19 protein-coding genes and 8 tRNA genes are annotated in these 18,249 nt (G+C 39.8%); 8 read left to right on the top strand and 19 right to left on the bottom strand.

The features are described from left to right. Positions 1–107 precede the first annotated feature (107 nt). The 13 genes from IQ236_RS11355 to bchD all read right to left on the bottom strand — a co-directional run bounded on the left by IQ236_RS11355 (position 108) and on the right by bchD (position 6,576). Complete coding sequence (locus IQ236_RS11355) at positions 108–707, bottom strand: hypothetical protein (protein WP_228041566.1); 600 nt, start codon at positions 705–707, stop codon at positions 108–110. A gap of 78 nt (positions 708–785) precedes the next feature. Continuing rightward, positions 786–986 carry a hypothetical protein gene (locus IQ236_RS11350; RefSeq protein WP_193869340.1) on the bottom strand — a complete coding sequence of 67 codons (201 nt, stop codon included), beginning with the start codon at positions 984–986 and terminating at the stop codon, positions 786–788. 200 nt (positions 987–1,186) lie between these two features. Continuing rightward, positions 1,187–1,263: transfer RNA gene (locus tag IQ236_RS11345), tRNA-Ala, on the bottom strand. A 5-nt stretch (positions 1,264–1,268) separates the two neighbouring features. After that, positions 1,269–1,344 (bottom strand) — tRNA-Arg (locus tag IQ236_RS11340). Between the two features lie 25 nt (positions 1,345–1,369). Beyond that, positions 1,370–1,444: transfer RNA gene (locus IQ236_RS11335), tRNA-Lys, on the bottom strand. Positions 1,445–1,475: 31 nt separating this feature from the next. After that, a tRNA-Lys gene (locus tag IQ236_RS11330) sits at positions 1,476–1,548 on the bottom strand. An 82-nt stretch (positions 1,549–1,630) separates the two neighbouring features. Further along, positions 1,631–1,708: transfer RNA gene (locus tag IQ236_RS11325), tRNA-Ile, on the bottom strand. A 94-nt stretch (positions 1,709–1,802) separates the two neighbouring features. Then, positions 1,803–1,871 (bottom strand) — tRNA-Met (locus IQ236_RS11320). Positions 1,872–1,896: 25 nt separating this feature from the next. Continuing rightward, positions 1,897–1,967 (bottom strand) — tRNA-Trp (locus tag IQ236_RS11315). 2 nt (positions 1,968–1,969) lie between these two features. After that, positions 1,970–2,044, bottom strand: a tRNA-Cys gene (locus tag IQ236_RS11310). Positions 2,045–2,441: 397 nt separating this feature from the next. Further along, positions 2,442–3,542, bottom strand: a complete 1,101-nt coding sequence (locus IQ236_RS11305; protein WP_193869339.1) for an AAA family ATPase — start codon at positions 3,540–3,542, stop codon at positions 2,442–2,444. 87 nt (positions 3,543–3,629) lie between these two features. Then, entirely contained in the window at positions 3,630–4,529 is a 900-nt protein-coding gene (locus tag IQ236_RS11300) for a PspA/IM30 family protein (RefSeq protein ID WP_193869338.1), read from the bottom strand. Positions 4,530–4,602: 73 nt separating this feature from the next. After that, positions 4,603–6,576, bottom strand: a complete 1,974-nt coding sequence (gene bchD / locus IQ236_RS11295) for a magnesium chelatase ATPase subunit D (RefSeq protein ID WP_193869337.1) — start codon at positions 6,574–6,576, stop codon at positions 4,603–4,605. 76 nt (positions 6,577–6,652) lie between these two features. On the opposite strand from bchD, the gene IQ236_RS11290 reads away from it, so the two are divergent. Further along, positions 6,653–7,201, top strand: coding sequence for a pentapeptide repeat-containing protein (locus IQ236_RS11290; protein ID WP_193869336.1), 549 nt, complete (start codon positions 6,653–6,655; stop codon positions 7,199–7,201). Here the strand turns inward: IQ236_RS11290 and IQ236_RS11285 are convergent, their stop codons facing one another. Then, positions 7,202–7,420 (bottom strand): hypothetical protein, encoded by a 219-nt coding sequence (locus IQ236_RS11285; protein WP_193869335.1) that lies wholly within the window; start codon positions 7,418–7,420, stop codon positions 7,202–7,204. It lies immediately after the preceding gene. A 242-nt stretch (positions 7,421–7,662) separates the two neighbouring features. On the opposite strand from IQ236_RS11285, the gene IQ236_RS11280 reads away from it, so the two are divergent. Next, on the top strand, positions 7,663–8,163 hold the full coding sequence (locus IQ236_RS11280; RefSeq protein ID WP_193869334.1) for a DinB family protein: 501 nt from the start codon (positions 7,663–7,665) through the stop codon (positions 8,161–8,163). Between the two features lie 80 nt (positions 8,164–8,243). Here the strand turns inward: IQ236_RS11280 and IQ236_RS11275 are convergent, their stop codons facing one another. Next, complete coding sequence (locus IQ236_RS11275; RefSeq protein WP_228041565.1) at positions 8,244–8,570, bottom strand: PD-(D/E)XK nuclease family protein; 327 nt, start codon at positions 8,568–8,570, stop codon at positions 8,244–8,246. A 24-nt stretch (positions 8,571–8,594) separates the two neighbouring features. On the opposite strand from IQ236_RS11275, the gene IQ236_RS11270 reads away from it, so the two are divergent. The 6 genes from IQ236_RS11270 to IQ236_RS11245 all read left to right on the top strand — a co-directional run bounded on the left by IQ236_RS11270 (position 8,595) and on the right by IQ236_RS11245 (position 13,380). Continuing rightward, the gene (locus IQ236_RS11270) at positions 8,595–8,972 is read left to right on the top strand and encodes a hypothetical protein (protein WP_193869332.1); all 378 of its coding nucleotides are present in this window, start codon (positions 8,595–8,597) and stop codon (positions 8,970–8,972) included. Positions 8,973–9,028: 56 nt separating this feature from the next. Then, on the top strand, positions 9,029–9,259 hold the full coding sequence (locus IQ236_RS11265; protein WP_193869331.1) for a DUF433 domain-containing protein: 231 nt from the start codon (positions 9,029–9,031) through the stop codon (positions 9,257–9,259). Further along, on the top strand, positions 9,256–9,630 hold the full coding sequence (locus IQ236_RS11260) for a DUF5615 family PIN-like protein (protein ID WP_193869330.1): 375 nt from the start codon (positions 9,256–9,258) through the stop codon (positions 9,628–9,630). Before IQ236_RS11265 ends, IQ236_RS11260 begins: the two co-directional genes overlap by 4 nt. Positions 9,631–9,738: 108 nt before the next feature. Further along, positions 9,739–10,149, top strand: coding sequence for a tetratricopeptide repeat protein (locus IQ236_RS11255; protein WP_193869329.1), 411 nt, complete (start codon positions 9,739–9,741; stop codon positions 10,147–10,149). A 71-nt stretch (positions 10,150–10,220) separates the two neighbouring features. After that, a complete protein-coding gene (locus IQ236_RS11250; protein WP_193869328.1) occupies positions 10,221–12,374 on the top strand; it encodes a CHAT domain-containing protein in 2,154 nt (717 codons plus the stop codon). A 172-nt stretch (positions 12,375–12,546) separates the two neighbouring features. Then, entirely contained in the window at positions 12,547–13,380 is an 834-nt protein-coding gene (locus tag IQ236_RS11245) for a metallophosphoesterase (RefSeq protein WP_193869327.1), read from the top strand. Between the two features lie 130 nt (positions 13,381–13,510). Here IQ236_RS11245 and ffh read toward each other — a convergent pair whose 3' ends face one another. From ffh to IQ236_RS11225, 4 genes are all read right to left on the bottom strand, one after another. Next, a complete protein-coding gene (gene ffh / locus IQ236_RS11240; RefSeq protein ID WP_193869326.1) occupies positions 13,511–14,950 on the bottom strand; it encodes a signal recognition particle protein in 1,440 nt (479 codons plus the stop codon). Positions 14,951–15,079: 129 nt separating this feature from the next. Beyond that, positions 15,080–15,871, bottom strand: a complete 792-nt coding sequence (locus IQ236_RS11235; protein WP_193869325.1) for a pentapeptide repeat-containing protein — start codon at positions 15,869–15,871, stop codon at positions 15,080–15,082. Between the two features lie 92 nt (positions 15,872–15,963). Next, complete coding sequence (locus IQ236_RS11230) at positions 15,964–17,145, bottom strand: pentapeptide repeat-containing protein (protein ID WP_228041564.1); 1,182 nt, start codon at positions 17,143–17,145, stop codon at positions 15,964–15,966. A gap of 111 nt (positions 17,146–17,256) precedes the next feature. Further along, positions 17,257–18,105 (bottom strand): acyl-CoA desaturase, encoded by an 849-nt coding sequence (locus IQ236_RS11225; protein ID WP_193869324.1) that lies wholly within the window; start codon positions 18,103–18,105, stop codon positions 17,257–17,259. Positions 18,106–18,249 lie beyond the last annotated feature (144 nt).

Below are 18,249 nucleotides of genomic sequence, written 5' to 3'. Positions count from 1 at the left end.
ACAAATCTTTCTTTTTGCCCTTTAGATAGATGATTTTTCGCTGGCATTTGGGACTATCTCCGTTGAAACGCTTAATTTTCTATTATACAATCAAGCTGCGTAGCAGCTTACTCATGATATTCATCCAGAGTCACCACATCCGGTCGCCAGGAATTCCATCTCTGGCGAGGTTGACTTTTAGATGCACACAGAATTCCAGTCTCTGGATGCACATAAAATTTCTCTGTGTAATAGCTGTCTAATGGATGAGGGATGGAAAAACGCCGATGGGTTCTTTTGCTGTAAGGTATGCCATCAATCAGTTCAACGTGTCGCTCAACGAATTCCCATAGATGAGTCAGAACGTGTTGTCCTGCCATTGTTCTGGTATCTAATTGCTGACACAATTTGCTGTAAACTGCATTCCAGGGTTGCCCAACGTGCGATGGCGTAGCCGCCGCCTGTCGGCATCGCAAAAACCCTCGCAGCGGCCCTAGCTGATCAGAGAGATACTTCGATTTATTTCTAGGTTTAATCAGGTAAGGACTGAGTAATCCATCCTGACTTGCTTCCTCGGTGAGTTTATATAATTGCTTCTTAAAACCTTTCAATTTTTTGAGGCTAATTCGCATTCCACCACGAGGACGTTCAATGACAATTTCGCTCAAACGATGTTCGCTCATATTGCAGGGAACAGGGAATAAAGAATAGAGAGAAAAAGACTTCATCACCGTTTGTTTTGGTGCATTAGCCTTTATAAAACACCGTTCTGGCGACTGTTAGACTTGCGGTTATGTCCATATACTTTAACCGTAAACAGCTTCAGGACGGATGATTAAATCACCACTGGGACGGTGATCAACTACATAGGCAGAAAGTCGATTTCCATCAACATCCAAATATCTTGAAACTCTTTCTTTCACTGCTGTATCACTCATCCCTTGAGTAATTTCCAGTTGGGTTTCTGATAGGTCGAGCGATCGCCCTTCAAATCGAATATGTACCATTTTTATTACCTCTTACTTGATTAAAAAGTGGATCTGATCGGAATCGAACCGACGACCTCCTGATGAGAGTTCCACTCATCCCTCGTACAAGTTCACAAAGCTATTTTTTTGCTTCTTAAAAGGAAGTTAGTATGTAAGCTTTGCCTGTTAGGATACAAGGTGATTTAGGTGCTCTACCACTAAAGCTACAGACCCAGGGTTGGTGGATTCTGGTCGGAGTTGAACCGACATCTTTCTGTTTGCAAGACAGACGCTTTCCCAGTTAAGCTACAGACCCAAGTTTGGCAGGAGCGGTAGGGGTTGAACCTACACGAATCGATTTAGAAGATCGATGCCCTTTCCATTAGGCGACACTCCCAAAATTTCGGAGTCCTGACAGGATTTGGTGGGCGCTGTAGGAGTTGAACCTACGTCAGGCTGATTAAGAGTCAGGTGCATCACCGTTCTGCCAAACGCCCGTTTTTCAATTGTTCAACCCCAGGTTGAACATGGGTCGCCAGAGATTTGAACTCTGACCCGTCTGCTTAAAAGACAGCTACTCTAACCGTTAAGCTAACGACCCGAATTGTCTAAGTTGTAGGATTTTTCAGCTTCTCGTTGGTTTAGCATACTAAAGTGCTTTTTATTTGTCGCTTTTAGAAATTTGGTACACCGAGCAGGACTCAAACCTGCTAATAACGCACTTATCGGGTGCGCGCGTCGATCACTTCCGCCTTCGGTGCTTGGTACTCCTGACAGGAGTTGAACCTGCAACGCATCGCTTCTAAGGCGATCGCTCCAAAATCAATGCCGTGCAAGTTGAAAAAGCTGTTGATTCACACACAGGACTTGAACCTGCAATAGACTGTTTATGAGACAGTTGCCTTACCATTAGGCGAGTATGTAAGCTTTTTCGATCAGGGTACGGCAACGCACAGACAAGGATTTGAACCTTGATCTACAGTTTTGGAGACCGTGATGTTTCCATTACACTATCTGTGCATTGGACTCCAGGGAGAGAATCGAACTCTCGCAAGTTGGTTTTGCAGACCAACGCCTTTCCACTGGGCGACCTGGAGATTGGATCAAAATGTAGTATGTATGAAGTTTTCAAGGTGCTGGCTGCTGATGTCAGCAGGGGTTAGAGGAAGCAACACCGAGGATTAGTGCCTCTGTGTTTCATCTCATACTACAACTATAATTACCATGCTACATTTTGTCAAGAGCATACTACAAAATTTTTTAGAAGGGACAGAGCAATCGTAGACAAAATCGTTGGATTGCTCTATGGTGGCGGGTTTACCCATTAGGCTTTGGCAAAAAAACACCACCTGGCTCTGGAGTATGTGTGATTGCTGACTTTGCTGTGTAATGGAAGGCTGTAGTATTGGTAATACAAAACCCAATTATTGCAGTGACATGGGTATAGCCCATCCTACTCTGTTTGACCTTCAGCAATAATATGTAAGCGGATCATCACTTAGGTCTTCCTCCCAAAACATTTTTATTCCAAAGTTCTGATAAAGAATATTCCTCTAACCAATCTTCTAAAGGTTCAGGATCGAGACGCTTGAACTCAGAAGCACGTTGTTTCCGGTCAACAATAATAATATCTTCCGGTTCAAAACAATCAATTAAAAAAGTTGATTGAGTTGCTAAAATAACTTGAACTTCGTGAGAAATACTCTGAATTAATCCCGCAATAATATTAATTGCATAGGGATGTAAACCTAATTCGGGTTCATCTAAGATTAAAACATCTGGTATATCGGATATGGGTTGTAACAGTAGAGTAACTAATGCCATTGTTCTTAACGTTCCATCGGAAATTTGATGAGAACTAAAAATAATATCGGTATTTTTTTCTTTCCATTGTAAGATAACGCTATTATTAATCGGTTCCAAAACAAAATCATCAAAAAAGGGAGTAATTTGAGTTAAGGTATCAACAATAATTCGATAATATTTTGGTTCAGTTTCTTTTAATCTCAACAAGACCGAGGCTAAATTGGCTCCATCCTCCCGCAGATAACGATTATCTTCAATACTCCATCTTTGACGAATTCGAGCCGTGTCAGATGTATTATGAAATTGATAAACTTTACAATTTTGGAGTAAAGAAACTAAAGTTTTAGCTGTCAAATCTCCTTGATTAAAAAGATCAATAATCTTGGCTTCTTTATGACCAGAATCCAAAGAAATCCAATCCGCTACTGCACTCAAACTAGAACGAGAAAACCTGTATTTTTCCTCTGCAAAAATTAATGTATCCGATGCCGCGTGAAACAATCTAAAATAGTAATCATTTTGACCAGAATCTGTTGCAAAATTAAGTTCTGCTTCCAGTTGAGGTGTGATTGAAGCTCCATCAAACAGTAAGGAATTAGCTCCCCCAGATTGACCAATAAAAAATTGCAATTTTCCTTGAGATTGTATCATCCACGATAATAACTTGAAAAACGAAATTAAGTTAGATTTTCCAGCCCCATTAGCCCCAATTAAAATATTAATTTTATTGAGTTCTAATTCTAAGGATTTAATTGATTTGTAACCTTTAATTTTGATTTTTTTTAGCATAATCAAGATAATCTAATTTTAGGTAGTAAAAACAATCGACATCTTGAAAAATCTTACCACTACTCGCTTGAATTTTAATATCGTTACTCATGACTTTTCCTTTTTATTTAATTGACGTAATAGTTCTAATTCATCATCCACATCATCATCATTAATTTGGGACAATTCATCAAATTTAGAATGATCTTGACTATCACCCTCTAATCGAGATTGATAGCTAGATTGATGGGTTAATTTATCCTTCAATATTTTTAGATTTATTAGGTTTTGATTAAGAAGCTTTATAGTTTGTTCTTGCTCAATTAATTGCTTTTTTAAATGATCTCTATTAAGTACCGATTGTTCAATAATTTTTTGTGTTTCTTGAATAGCTGTTTCTAAGATATTTTCAGGATTTCGATTGGGTTTAGGTTCATGAAGGGTATGACTAGAGTAATCTCTATGAGTAGCTTTTTCAAGTTCTTTCATTTTCTCTTCAAAACGTTCAAATGCTGTTGATGCACTGTGGGTGTTAACTCCATTAATCAAATTTTCTAAATGTTCGTTAGCTGTATTTTGTTTACGTTGTTTTAAATAATTAATTTTGGCTTTTACTTCTGCAATTTTCTTTTCTAATTGCTGCACAGTACGCTTAAATACTTCTAATTCTTGTGTTTTCTCTTCCAATATTTTTTTAGATTTTTCTGCAATGTTACGTTCAGGAACCTTTTTTTCTAATTCTTTCCTTGCTAAATCCTCATTTCCTTTCTTTAATGCTGATTCTGCACGGCTATGCCATTGATTAGCTTTAGAATTAGCTTCCTCATATTCTAGTTCAGTTCGTTTTAAAATAGCAGTGGTGTGAGCGACTGCTTGACGCATTTCCGCTAAATCTTTTTGCATTTCAGCAAGGGTTGAATTTAAAAATTTCTCAGGATCTTTTGCTTGTGCTGTTAAATCATTAAGGTTAGCTTTAGCTAATCTATTAACGCGCTCAAATAAGCTCATAATCAAGTTCCTTTATCTTATGGAGAAACAGAGCCTTAAACAAGCATTCCCCGCAAGAAACGGGGAACAACTCTTAAGAACCGATCGCATCTCTTAAAGCGTTTTGGGTCATGGCGGCGATCGCTTGATCCGTCGCTTTCGGAAGGTGATAATATTTCCCCCCTGCCGTTTTTGCTAACTCCTTAGCGAACCCTGTAGAAATGAATTTACTTTCCGTATCAATCACTAACAATTGAATTCCTAACCCGCGAATTTTCCCCGCAATTTCTAATAGTTCTTTCTTAATATCCGGTTTTTCTCCCTCAATTTGGGGTTCGCCCAAAGACCGAGATAAAGGAATATTCCCCCGTCCGTCGGTAATAGCCACAATCACCACTTGACCAATATCCCCCGACTGTTTCGCATTCACCCCGACCCTCACCGCCTGGGTTAACCCATGCGCTAGAGGCGATCCACCCCCACAGGGTAAGCGTTCCAGCCGTTTCCGTGCCGCAGCAATAGAACGAGTGGGCGGTAACAACACCTCCGCCTGTTCTCCTCGGAAGGGAATTAATGACACCTGATCCCGACTTTGGTAGGCTTCCGTTAACAGTTGTAACACGGCTCCTTTTGCTGATTGCATCCGGTTGAGGGCCATTGAACCCGACGCATCTACGACAAACACCACTAACGCCCCGGACTTGCGAGCTAACCGTTTGGCGCGAATATCTCCTTGTTCAACAATCACTTTCCGCCCCGGTTCCCGCAACCGTCGAGCTTTTTGATAGGGAGCCGCCGCCCGTAACGTCGCATCAACGGCAATTCTTTGGACTTTCCCCTTGGGTAAAACAGGCTTAATGTATCGCCCCCTGTCATCGGAAAAAATCACGCTGCGGCTGCCCGATTTCCCTTGACGGTTCGCCATTTGGGTAAAATACAAGACGCTATCATCGAGGATCACCCCTTCCGGGTCGAAAATAAATTCTTCAGGGATAGTCGCCTCCTCTTCTTCCGGGGGGTCGGGTTGGTCTTCGTCGTCTTCCTCTTCCTCCTCTTGGTCTTGGGGAGATTGATCTTGAGGCGGTGGAGGTGGTGGGGGTTGCTGTTGCTGTTGTTCGGGAGGTGGCACAATTTTAGCACGGGGAACAATCACAAGTTCCACCGCTCGGCGTAAATCGTCAGCACTAACCGTTGTGCGTCCTTCTAAAGCCGCCGAAGCTTTCGCCACCCGCACCGCAAACAATTCGGCTCGATGACCTTGGACTCCTCCCCGCACCGCTTCTTGAACTAAATATAAGATTTGATCAGGGGTAATTACCACATCTTTTAACCATTCTCTAGCTAAAATAATCTGGGTTTTTAAATCATCTAATTCTTGATTATATTGAGTTAAGAAATCCTGGGGCGATTTCGCATAATCCATGACTTGATCTACCGCTTGCACTCGTTCATCTAAACTGAGAACGCCATCGGCGGATAAAGCGATCGCAATTCTATCTAATAAATGATCTCGTAACGGCCCTTCTTCCGGGTTAAACGTAGCGATAAATAACGGTTTACAAGGATGTTCAAAACTAATCCCTTCCCGTTCAATTAAATTCCGTCCTTCTGTGAGAACCGTTAATAATAAATTAGCAATATTATCATCTAACAAATTAATTTCATCCACATATAAAACCCCTCGGTTTGCTGTGGCTAAAAGTCCGGGTTGAAACACTGTTTGTCCTTGTTTCACCGACTGTTCTAAATCCACCGAACCCACTAATCGATCTTCGGTAATGCCTAACGGAATCTGAACAAAGGCTGCGGGGACAATTTCAGTGGGTTGGTTCTCGTCAACGGGTGCGACGTTGGCTATTGAACCTTTAACAATTTCTATCGGCGGTAACAAAGCGTGTAACGCCCGCGCCATAACGGATTTAGCCGTTCCCCGTCTGCCAGCAATGACCACGCCACCCAAACCGGGGTCAACCGCCGCCAGTAACAACGCGAGTTTAATGGCATCTTGTCCGATGACCGCAGTTAAGGGAAAGGAGGTGATCGTAGGGGCGCTAACGGGCGCAGACATAGCTTTAGAAATGACAGAACAATGTCTTAGAATAGCAAAAAAGCGTACTTTTGTTAATCGTTTTTCTTAAAAACTTATGAAACTTCAAAATTTTGGATTATTTCAACACCCTCAAAACTCTCCTAACTCTGCTGTTATAAATTCCCAATTGTTGCTAATTGTTGTTATGGGTTTAATGGGTTTAGGAGTGAGTCTTCCGGTTTTAGCAGAACGAAAAAGTGATGTCGAACGATTAATTAGTACCAACGAATGTCAACAATGTGATTTGAGTTCAGCAAATTTAGCAGAAGCGAAGTTAGAAGGGGCTGATTTATTAGGAGCTAATTTACAAAAAGCTAATCTCAGAGGAGCAAATTTAAAAGGGGCAGATTTAAGTTCAGCAAATTTAATTGAAGCGGATTTATCGGGGGCTGATTTAAGGGATACAAAATTCCAGAGCACAACTTTAAGAAAGGCTAATTTAAAGGGTGCTGATTTATCGTGGTCTGATCTATATCAAGCGTTTTTAGAAGAAGCTCAATTTAATAATGCGAATTTATTAAATGCTAACCTCAATAATGCTAAATTACAAGGAGCTAATTTTTGCGGGGCGACAATGCCCGATGGACAAAAAGGGAGATGTTAATTATTGTAAGCTAGAAAGATCATCAACAATTTTGATTCTTCCGCGAGAAACTGCTCTGAGTAATCGATCAATGCAGCGCCTCTCTTCCTCTGAAAGAGATTCATCTAAAATGGCTGCCATTAATCCATAACGATCAGCAAGGGTTAAGTGACCTGTGGTGTTCGCTTGGGCAAATAAATCACCCAAAGCAGACTGCAAAAGTTGAACTTGAGGAACCATGAGCGTTAAAGTTAAACTCAATACTCTTATCTTTACTGAATTTTTACAAATCAGAGGTGATTTTACAAAAGCTTTAAAGTGATTTCTTCGAGTAGAATTTGTGACTGAGATAACTAGAATGTAGTGATAGAAGGGTAAGGAAAAGGTGATCTTGTAGTCTAGGAAATGTGATAGCGATCACGGTATAATTACAGTTGTAAACAATATTTTTTTCTTCCTTTAACGTTAAAATCCCGGATTTTATGGTTCACCCTTTAATTAGTCATTTTCAACGTTTAGCTCGTTATAATACCTTAGCGAATCAACGATTATATTCAGCTTGTGCAGAATTAACGGATGCTGAACGTCAACAAATTCGACTAGCTTTTTTTAAAAGTATTCATAATACATTAAATCATATTTTGGTGGGCGATCGCATCTGGATAACTCGATTTTCGGGGGGTGAAATTGCCTCGACGGGGTTGAATGCGATACTGTATGAAGATTTTGATCAATTATGGCAAGCTCGTCAACAAGAAGACGCTAAAATTGAGGCGTTTTTTCAACAATTTGATGAAACTCGATTTGATCAAACCATTCGTTATCAGAATAGTGCTGGAAATATTCATGATGATCCGATTGATATCTTAATCATGCACTTTTTTAACCATCAAACCCACCATCGCGGACAAATTCACGATATGTTAACCCAAACTATTGTTAAACCGCCTAGTTTGGATCTGCACCGCATTCTTAGACCTTAATAAAACAAGGATTTTTCTATCAAATAAAAAGAAACCCAATTTTCTCAAAAAACTGGGTTTATAAACAACTCATCAATACATCATGCAATTTCACCTGAAGAATGAGCAGGACATTGAGAATGAGGAATTGGACAATAACGACATTCCCATTGATTCGGTGTTGGTTTCGGTAATGTTGGATTACACAGGGTTGCAATCACTGTTCGTAACTTCTGTTTAAATTCTGCGTTAACTTCGTCGGGAGAAATTTCAATGATTCCATCCTTATAAATCAGTCGTCCATGCGGAATTTTACCTTGATAGAGAGCTTTGGTTTCTGGTGCAAAGGGAAGCAGACACATATAAATTAATAGTTGCATTTTGTGAGATTGCTTAGGTTTACCTGATTTACAATCTTCTACAATCAAAGGATAATGAAGAGATGTTCCTAAATGCGATCGCCGATCAATGGGGTTTTAAAGATAGATGTAAATAAATTGTTAGAACGAGAACCTTCTGGGGGAATGTGTTGTATCTGTCCCTCAGAATATGCCCCAGAATTTAAGGTTGAAGCGGGAGAAACAACCTTACCCAAAGATTCTCTTAACTCTTATAGTGTCTTTACTGCATGGGAGGAAGGTCAAGAACAACTTTTAGCCGTTATTACTTCCGATAAACCGTCTTTAAATTGGTTGGCAAACAGTCAACAGGAAGCATTAGAACTGGATCATGAACATCTCTATGAATTGTTAACCTATGTAGAGAAATGTTCAGACTCCCAGGTGCTTTATACAGAATATCAGGTTGTTGATGTTCTAAAGACTGTTTGATCTTCCTCCATCCGCTTTAAAAGGGGTACAATAATAACGATTAACAGGAAATAACAATGAAACCGTTAACAAGAATTACGATTAATCCTGAAGTCATGGGCGGAAAACCTTGTATTCGAGGTTTACGAGTAACCGTTGGAACCCTTGTGGGGTTGATGGCTTCAGGACGCACGCCAGAAGATATTTTGAAAGCTTATCCTTATTTAGAATTAGCAGATATTTATGAAGCATTAGCTTATGCTGCATGGCGAGTTGAAGAGATTGAAGTCCCCCTCACTTCTGTATGAAAATTTTAATTGATATGAATTTGTCACCAGAATGGGTGAAAACTTTTACAGACGCGGGGATTAATTCAGTTCATTGGTCAACTGTCGGAGATCCCCGTGCAACGGATCGTTTAATTATGGCTTGGGCTGCTGATAACAATTACATTATATTTACGAATGATTTAGACTTCGGCGCCATATTAGCAGCGACTCAAACACAATCCCCTAGTGTTATCCAAGTTCGGACTCAGGATTTGTTACCTGATGCTATTGGAAAATTGATGATTAATACCTTATTTCAATTTCAGGAACAATTAGAGACAGGTGCTTTAATTACCCTAGAAACATCTCGATCCAGAGTCAAAATTTTACCCATTGTTCGCAATTCTTAAATTTAAGAAATTGCGATCGCCCAACCTATCCCCAACTGTAGGGTGTGTAAGCACAGTTCTTGCACACCCTAATCAAAACAAAAAAATAGTCTTAAATTTCAGATCAGTATGAAATTCATTAAAAATATTATCAATTTTATTGCAGAGTTAATACAACTAATCAAAAAGACTATATTGATTATATTGATTCTTCACTTATCCCAACGTTCTAGCAAGCTTTATCGATTAGGCTGGATCAATAAAGCTGTAACTCTTGCAGAGCAAGCATTGGAACTAGCCTTATCGCTGGAGATCGGTGATAATCCATTGGTAGCATCAAGCCTGAATAATTTAGCATTTTTCTATACTTACCAAGGCAAACTGAGCCAAGCTGAACTTTTGCTCCAACAAGCTTTAGCTATGCTAAAACGATTTTTTGAAGGTGATCACTATATTCTGGCATTTAGCCTGAATGGTTTAGCGGAAGTGTACAGAATTCAAGGCAAGCTCAGTCAAAATGTATTACCGCCACTGCCTTAGCTGCCTTTAATTTTGCCATTTACAGTGAACGGTATTCCCACCTGCAACCAGAATTTCAACGGTTACGATCCTTGCGAGAACAGTTAACCCATCTAATGTTTGATCCGCCTTTCATCCAACCCCAAGAACCCCAAGAACAGTATCGCCAGCGTCGCCGTGAACATCAAAACTTAGTTACAAAATTACAACAGGAATGTGAACAATTAGAAAAACAACTCGCTTCCCAAGTTCCAGAAATTCAACTGCAAGACCAAGAAACCGACAGACGGGCGGTGGCGTTGGCATTACCCGAAGGTTCTGCTTTAGTGGAGTTTGTACGGTTTGATGTCTATGATTTTAAAGCGGATCAATGGCAACCTGCCCAATATTTGGCGTTTATTTTACCGTCTCAACAACCCGATGCGGTGCAGATGATTTTATTAGGAGATGCGGAACCTATTGATCGGTTAATTAAGATATTTCGAGAAACGATATTTGATCTGAGATTAAAGGATTTAGGAATGCGCCACAAAGCACAACCTGCTCAAAAAATATCTTATCTGGAAGCGGGAATAAAATTACAAGAGGCAATTTATAAGCCGATTTTAGAACAGGTGAATTTAGCCGAATATTCCCATTTAATGATTGCTCCCGATGCTGAATTAAGTCTAGTTCCCTTTGGAATTTTACCTTTAGATAATAGTGGAAAACAGCTATTAATGGATCAATATCAAATTAGTTATTTGAGCGCAGGGCGAGATATTCTGCGGGGAATTGTTCAAACAGAACGCCTTGCATCTCCTCCTTTTATTATGGCTGATCCTGACTTTAATTTATCTCGTAGTGAGGGCTTCAGCCCTCAAAAAAGCCCTGAAGGGCTTACTACTAATTTTAATTTATCTAGTAGTGAGGGCTTCAGCCCTCAAAAAAGCCCTGAAGGGTTTACTACTAATTTTAATTTATCTAGTAGTGAGGGCTTCAGCCCTCAAAAAAGCCCTGAAGGGCTTACTACTAATTTTAATTTATCTAGTAGTGAGGGCTTCAGCCCTCAGAAAAGCCCTGAAGGGCTTACTACTAATTTTAATTTATCTAGTAGTGAGGGCTTCAGCCCTCAGCAAAGCCCTGAAGGGCTTACTACGAATGGGGATGAAAGCCCTGAAGGGCTTACTACGAATGATGTGGTTAAACGCTTGGGTGGGGACTATTTTGATCCGCTTCCAGAAACGGGAATATTAGCAAATACTGTAGCAGAAAAATTAGGGGTTAAACCTTATTTGCAACAACAAGCTTTAGAACCGTTATTCAGTCGTTTGAATTGTCCTAATATTCTGTTAATTGCTACTCACGGTTATTTTAATTCTGGGGATAATCCCTATTTTAAGTTAATTCTGTTGTTATTGCAATCTGCCAATGGCAAGGAAGAGGAGATTTTACAGAATCACCCAAATTTATTAAATCAAACTTTAATCAATTGTATGGGAACGGTGATTGAGACTTTGGAAAAACAGGGCGATATCAATTCAGTAACCAAGTTACTGAATTTTATTCCTATTGTTCAAAAAATTATCGATAATTCCGAAAATAAAAATTCATCCATTCCCCCTTTATTAAGTGGAGTTAGAGGTGAGCAACTTCAGAGTTTTAGAAATAGCGATCGCTTTTCTTCTGTTTCTATTGATAACTCCCTAATGCGTTCAGGATTAGCCTTAGCCGGGGCGAATACTTGGACAATTGGTGGCAATTTACCCCCCGAAGCCGGAAAGGGATTTTTATTCGCCCAAGATGTGGCAGTTTTAGATTTATGGCAAAATGAATTAACGATATTAATTGCTTGTGAAAGTGGGTTAGGAGATGTTAAAATTGGTGAGGGAGTATTTGGATTACGTCGGGCGTTTGCCGTTGCAGGTTGCAAAACTTTAGTGATGAGTTTATGGTCAGTTCCGACCAAAGCCAGTATTTTATTAATGGATAAATTTTTAGATTTATTAAAATCCGGTTATGGTCGCTATGAAGCGTTAACAACGGCTCAAAATTATATTCGTTCTGTGACTATTCAAGAATTACAACAATTTCCTTTAGGTCAAGAGATTTTAGAAGAACTCGAAATAAAATTGAATTGGAGTCCTGATTATATCACTAATAATCCTAATACTCAAGTTTTAAATCATCCTTATTTTTGGGCAGCTTGGGTTTGTCAAGGAGAAACAAATCCGTTTCCTGCCGGAATAACCTTCCCTCTAAATTAGATGATACAGATGATCCGTAAATCCCCGTAGAGACGTGCCATGGCGCGTCTCTACACAATACGGATGCGTAGCAAACATTTAAAAATTTCATATTATTAAATATTAATTTTATCATATTTTAGCTAGTTTTGAAGGTGCGCTACACTGAAATTAAACATTTAAGGTTAACTCAATGTATCCACTGTTAACAGGAAAATTACAGGTAGAACGATTAACGGTTGCTATTGCTAATCTACCCCCTCAATTAAAGGGGATTAGAATAGTACAGATGTCGGATTTTCATTATGATGGATTAAGATTATCTAAACAATTGTTAAAAGAAGCGATCGCTGTCACCAATGCAGCAAAACCTGATTTAATTGTATTAACAGGGGATTATGTCACCCATGATCCTAAACCAATTATTCAACTCACTTCTTACCTCAAACAATTATCCAGTAAATCAGGAATTTATGCCGTTTTAGGGAACCATGATCATTATTATCATTATTCTAAAACAATCGTTACTGAGGCTTTAAATCAAATTGGAATACAGGTACTTTGTAATCAAGTTGTTTATCCTTTTGGTTCAGAACTAGCCTTAGTTGGGTTAGGAGATTTAAAATCTAAACAATTCAAACCTCAACCGATAATGAATACTTTAGATGAAACGATTCCTAGAATTATTTTAAGTCATAACCCCGATACTGCTGAAATTTTAAAACAATGGCGAGTTGATTTACAACTATCGGGTCATACTCACGGCGGTCAAATTGTATTACCTAAAATCGGGGTACTTCCTTCTTTTTTGCCGATATTCCGTCGCCGTATTCCTAAAGTTTTATGGCGTTTTATTCCTTTTATTTTCAATCGTAAATCAGTTTATAAACATTGGAATTGGGCATCAGGATTACATCAAGTTGGAGAGAATTATTTGTATGTAAATCGAGGTTTAGGAACCTATTTACCCGGACGTTGGAATTGTCCGCCAGAAGTCACTGTAATTACATTAAAGTCTCAACCTTAATGAATTAGATTGTATAAGAATGAACCCTAAATACTGGCTATTTTAATAGATTATTTAATCCCCTAAAAAGAATCGGAGGCAGAGCCTCCGGTTGGCATTCCGATGCAGAGCATTGGAACGAGGGGAAATATTAAAGTTGTCCGAAACCTTTTTTCTTTTTCTCTTTCTTTTTCTTAGCTTTAGGTGCCCCTGGATAACCGCCTCTGGGGCCACCCATTCCGGGCATACCCATCCCCGGCATACCCATTCCGGGCATTCCCATTCCAGGCATCATTCCTTGACTCATTTGTTGCATCATCACCCGCATTTTTTGGAAGTCACTCACTAACTTCATCACATCCTTTTCTTGCATTCCAGACCCTTTAGCAATACGTTTGCGACGGGAGGGAGAACTGGCTAATAAATCGGGGTTTTTCCGTTCATCAACGGTCATGGAATTAATCATCGCTTCTGACCGTTTCAGTTGCGCTTCTCCCTGGTCTAATTGGTCTTGGGAAATCTTATTCATCCCCGGAATTAACTTAATTAACCCTCCCAAAGACCCCATATTTTTCATTATTCGAGTTTGACGCAGGAAGTCGGTAAAATCGAATTTTGCCGTAACAATTTTTTCCTGCATTTTCTCGGCATCTGCCAAGTCAAATTCCTCTTGGGCTTTTTCAACTAAGGTTAAAATATCGCCCATGCCTAAAATTCGAGAAGCAACTCGGTCAGGATAAAACGGTTGTAAAGCTTCAACTTTTTCTCCCACCCCAACAAATTTAATCGGAGCACCCGATACCCGACGAATTGACAACGCCGCCCCGCCACGACTATCCCCATCCATCTTGGTTAAAATAGCCCCGGTTATCCCCACTTGGTCATTAAAAGTGCGGGTTAAATTAGCGGCTTCTTGACCCGTCATGGCATCCACCACTAACAAGGTTTCATGGGGTTCAATAGTTTCTTTAATTTGCGCTAATTCCGCCATCATATCTTGGTCAATTTGCAGACGTCCGGCGGTGTCAATAATCACCGTATCAATATCTTGATTTCGGGCATATTCTACCCCTTGACGAGCAATTTCTACCGGGTCTGTATCGGTTCCCATTTCAAACACAGGAACGTTAATTTGTTTTCCTAATGTTATTAATTGATTAATCGCGGCAGGTCGATAAATGTCCGTTGCGACTAACAAAGCAGTGCGATTTTCTTTTCTTAAATGCAGAGCTAATTTAGCCGTTGCGGTGGTTTTTCCTGTTCCTTGTAACCCCGCCATTAAAATAATTGTTGGAGCCGTGTCCGCTTGGGCAAGGGGAACATTACTTTCCCCCATCACATTGACTAATTCATCATGGACAATCTTAACGAACTGTTCCCCCGGTCGCACACCGGACACGACCTGTGCCCCCTGGGCTTTTTCCCCAACTTCAGCGACAAATTCCTTGACGACTTGCAGGTTAACATCCGCTTCCAGAAGAGCGCGACGGACTTCTTTTAAGGCATCTTGAATATTAGACTCACTAATTTTATCCTGACCTCGGAGTTTTTTCCAGGCGGATTCAAAACGTTCACTTAGGGCATCAAACATAGCAATTTCTTTATCGAGTAGATTGTCATCACTCTCTATAATAATATTGAAAGAGCTTTTCTTGTTCGATAATCCCTGTGTAGGGGCGAGGTAACCTCGCCCTTACAATTGTAGCGGAGAAAAATTGAGTTAATCTCGTTTTATATTTTCTATCTTTTCATCAAAAATTGCACCCCGATGGATTAAATCTGCTTTCACTTCGTCGGAAATTCCCGAATCATGCCAGAGTCGAGCTTCTTTAACATTAGCACCCGTAAAATCCACGTTGACTAAATTTGTTAAAGCTAATCCTGCTTGATATAAATCGGCATTTTTTAAACAAGCCCCCGTTAAATTAGCATCGCTTAAATTGCAGTTACTTAAATTGGCTTCTTCTAAATTAACATTCGTTAAATTTGAGCCACTTAAATTCGCTAAAGCTAAACTAACCCGATGCAAATCTGCTCCTGTTAAATCCGCATCACTTAATAATGCTCCGCTTAAATCGGCTCCTCCTAAATTAGCATTTCTTAAGTCAGAACAGGTTAAATCAATATCGCTTAAATCGGCTCCGCGTAAATAAGCATTTGTTAGTTTTGCACCACTTAACGTTAATCCCCTTAAATTAGCTCCTAATAATTTCGCGTCAGCAAAATCTTCTAAGGGATTTAAACCCGCAATTTCTGCTAAGTCTAAAAAATTATCGGTTTTTGCTGATATAACCCCTTGAACAGTTGTTTGCAAATCCGCAAAATGACAGCCTTGAGTCGCTGCTTTTTGGGTTAATAATTGCAAATCTTCATGGGTATTATAGTGGAGTGCCATTTCGTGAATATCGGCGGGTAGGGGTTGTTCCTGTAACCACAGGACAAGTTTGCGTTCTAATACCGCCAAGCGATTTGGGCTGAGATTATGGGGCCAAAGTCCTTCTACACCAGTCATAGGAATTTTGATTGTTAGGTTTATTGATATAAGTCAATGGTTATAATTGAAAATCACAGGGTAAACCCGGATATTCATGGATTTCCACCAACCTAATCTTCATTTTCCTCAAAAATTGCCCCTCGTTTGACTAACTCGGATTTAATTCGGCTGGAAATTCCCAAAGCGTGGGTAAAATTAACGTTTTCTACCTTTGCATCTTTCATCTCGGCGCGACTAAAATTGGCCCCGGTTAAGTTAGCCCCTTGGAAGTTGACCCCGGTTAACTCCGCATATTGAAAATTGGCGTCGGTGAGATTGGCATAACTTAAATTAGCATGGGGTAAATAGGCACTCATGAAGTCGGCTTTGGTTAAATTAGCATAACTTAAATTCGCCCTTGGCATTTTGGTGCGTAAATCAGCTTCAATTAAATTAGAATTACTTAAATCGGTATCCCGTAAATTAGAATTGGTCAAAATAGCATGGTTTAAATTAGCGGCTTTTAAATTAGCTCCACTCAAATCTGCTAACGTTAAATTGGCATAACTGAGGTTTGTTTGTTCGAGGTTTACTTCTCGTAAATCAGCATAACTAAAATCAAGAGAGCTTAAATCTATTCCGGCAAAATCACTTAAGGGGTCTAATCCAATAATTTCGGCTTGTTGTAAAATATTCCCAGGATTTTCAGTTAAAAAGGGTCGGAAAATGGCTTGATGTTGTTGACAATAAACTTGAACTTTCTCCCATTGTTCTAACTGTTCATAGATTAATTTTAAATGATTAAAAGCACGGCCTTGACTGGGATAATTTTGATGAGCTTGGGCGAGGGTTAATTGATGTTGATAAGCATCAATAGCCTGTTCCCATTGTTCTTGAGCTAGATAAATTTTTCCTAAGACTGAAAAAGTCTGTTCTTCTGTGTGGGGGTCTAATAATTGACGGGCGAGGACTAACCGTTGATTTTGATAGTTGAGAGCGTTGGAATATTCTGTTAAATTATAATAAATATTAGTGAGATTAACTAAAGCATTCAGTTCGCCTTTGGGGTCATCAATTTCACGGGAGATAGCTAAATGTTGTTGATAGCAATTAATCGCAAGTTCGGGGCTTAATAAAGCTTCATGAACAACACCTAAATTACCCCAGGCTGCCCCTTCCCGTTTACGCTCCTGTAGGTTTCGATAAGATTGGAGGGCTTCTTGCCAACAGGACAAAGCCGCTTGATATTGACCTGTTTGGTAGTAGGAAATTCCCTGTTTAAATAATTCGTTGGCTTGCTCTAACATTGGCATAGGGGACTGAATAGATTCTCTAATCCAGATTAAGCCAAATGTGCCCCCTTGAAACGATTTGTAGGGGCGAGGTTTTCTCGCCCCCTACTCCCAAAGGAGATCACGGTTAATTTAGGTTTCTGTCGGTCGTTGAGTTGGAGGTAAAATCACTTTTTGGGCTAAACCAACGGTTTTTAATAGCCAAATTGACCACCAAGTCATATCAATTTCCCACCATTTCCAACCCGCTTTCGCCACATTCGGATAGGCGTGATGGTTATTATGCCATCCTTCCCCATAAGTGAAAATAGCCGCCCACCAAAGGTTACGAGAATTATCTTCAGTCTCAAAGGTGCGGTATCCCCAAACATGAGTTACGGAGTTAATAAACCAGGTACTATGCCACAACAGCACAGCCCGTAAAAATACGCCATAAACCAGCCATGACCAACCGCCAATGCTGTAAAGTAGCACGGCAATGGGAATTTGCAGTAACAGATGATAACGATCTAACCAACAATAAAACGGATCTCGTGTTAAATCAGGGGCAAATCGTTTGTAATGTTCAGCATCAAAAAAGGTTTGACGAGGGTAGAAAATCCATAACATATGACTCCACCAAAATCCTCGGCGGGCGGAGTAGGGATCTTTATCTTCATCTTCGGTATAAGCATGATGCAAACGGTGTCCGGCGACCCAAAAAATCGGGCCTCCTTGTAATGCACAAACCCCAATTAAAGTAATTACATATTCTAACCATTGGGGAACTTTAAAACTGCGATGGCTTAATAAACGATGGTAGCCTAAACAAATACCAATACTGCCAAAAAACCAGTGTAGAAATATTGTGATTCCTAAAGCTGACCAAGAAAAACACCAAGGCGCGAATAATGCTAAAGCATGGATAGCAGTGAAAAACGCAACTGTTAAACCGTTTAACTTCGGTTCATTTTCCGGTGAAGTTGCGACTTGAGATGTCATGAAAATTTCCTCAACCAAATAAATGTTTTATCAATCGATGGGGTTAATCTCGGTGGATTTTAAGATAACAGAAATTTCTGAAACTCTTTCCCTCCCTAACAAAATTTTTAGATTTAATATCCCCCTTTATGCTGTTCCTGAATG

This window comes from Planktothrix mougeotii LEGE 06226, from assembly GCF_015207485.1.
Classification (GTDB): Bacteria; Cyanobacteriota; Cyanobacteriia; order Cyanobacteriales; family Microcoleaceae; genus Planktothrix.
This window is presented reverse-complemented; position numbering and strand designations above follow the sequence as displayed.

Excerpts from the sequence above, each read along its gene's own strand:
- IQ236_RS11245 (WP_193869327.1), top strand. The coding sequence starts at position 12,547 with ATGTATCCACTGTTAACAGGAAAATTACAGGTAGAACGATTAACGGTT.
- IQ236_RS11270 (WP_193869332.1), top strand. The coding sequence starts at position 8,595 with ATGCGATCGCCGATCAATGGGGTTTTAAAGATAGATGTAAATAAATTG.
- IQ236_RS11280 (WP_193869334.1), top strand. The coding sequence starts at position 7,663 with ATGGTTCACCCTTTAATTAGTCATTTTCAACGTTTAGCTCGTTATAAT.
- IQ236_RS11300 (WP_193869338.1), bottom strand. The coding sequence starts at position 4,529 with ATGAGCTTATTTGAGCGCGTTAATAGATTAGCTAAAGCTAACCTTAAT.
- IQ236_RS11350 (WP_193869340.1), bottom strand. The coding sequence starts at position 986 with ATGGTACATATTCGATTTGAAGGGCGATCGCTCGACCTATCAGAAACC.
- IQ236_RS11285 (WP_193869335.1), bottom strand. The coding sequence starts at position 7,420 with ATGGTTCCTCAAGTTCAACTTTTGCAGTCTGCTTTGGGTGATTTATTT.
- IQ236_RS11355 (WP_228041566.1), bottom strand. The coding sequence starts at position 707 with ATGAAGTCTTTTTCTCTCTATTCTTTATTCCCTGTTCCCTGCAATATG.
- IQ236_RS11230 (WP_228041564.1), bottom strand. The coding sequence starts at position 17,145 with ATGCCAATGTTAGAGCAAGCCAACGAATTATTTAAACAGGGAATTTCC.
- IQ236_RS11265 (WP_193869331.1), top strand. The coding sequence starts at position 9,029 with ATGAAACCGTTAACAAGAATTACGATTAATCCTGAAGTCATGGGCGGA.
- IQ236_RS11235 (WP_193869325.1), bottom strand. The coding sequence starts at position 15,871 with ATGACTGGTGTAGAAGGACTTTGGCCCCATAATCTCAGCCCAAATCGC.
- IQ236_RS11255 (WP_193869329.1), top strand. The coding sequence starts at position 9,739 with ATGAAATTCATTAAAAATATTATCAATTTTATTGCAGAGTTAATACAA.
- IQ236_RS11305 (WP_193869339.1), bottom strand. The coding sequence starts at position 3,542 with ATGCTAAAAAAAATCAAAATTAAAGGTTACAAATCAATTAAATCCTTA.
- ffh (WP_193869326.1), bottom strand. The coding sequence starts at position 14,950 with ATGTTTGATGCCCTAAGTGAACGTTTTGAATCCGCCTGGAAAAAACTC.
- bchD (WP_193869337.1), bottom strand. The coding sequence starts at position 6,576 with ATGTCTGCGCCCGTTAGCGCCCCTACGATCACCTCCTTTCCCTTAACT.
- IQ236_RS11260 (WP_193869330.1), top strand. The coding sequence starts at position 9,256 with ATGAAAATTTTAATTGATATGAATTTGTCACCAGAATGGGTGAAAACT.
- IQ236_RS11225 (WP_193869324.1), bottom strand. The coding sequence starts at position 18,105 with ATGACATCTCAAGTCGCAACTTCACCGGAAAATGAACCGAAGTTAAAC.
- IQ236_RS11290 (WP_193869336.1), top strand. The coding sequence starts at position 6,653 with ATGAAACTTCAAAATTTTGGATTATTTCAACACCCTCAAAACTCTCCT.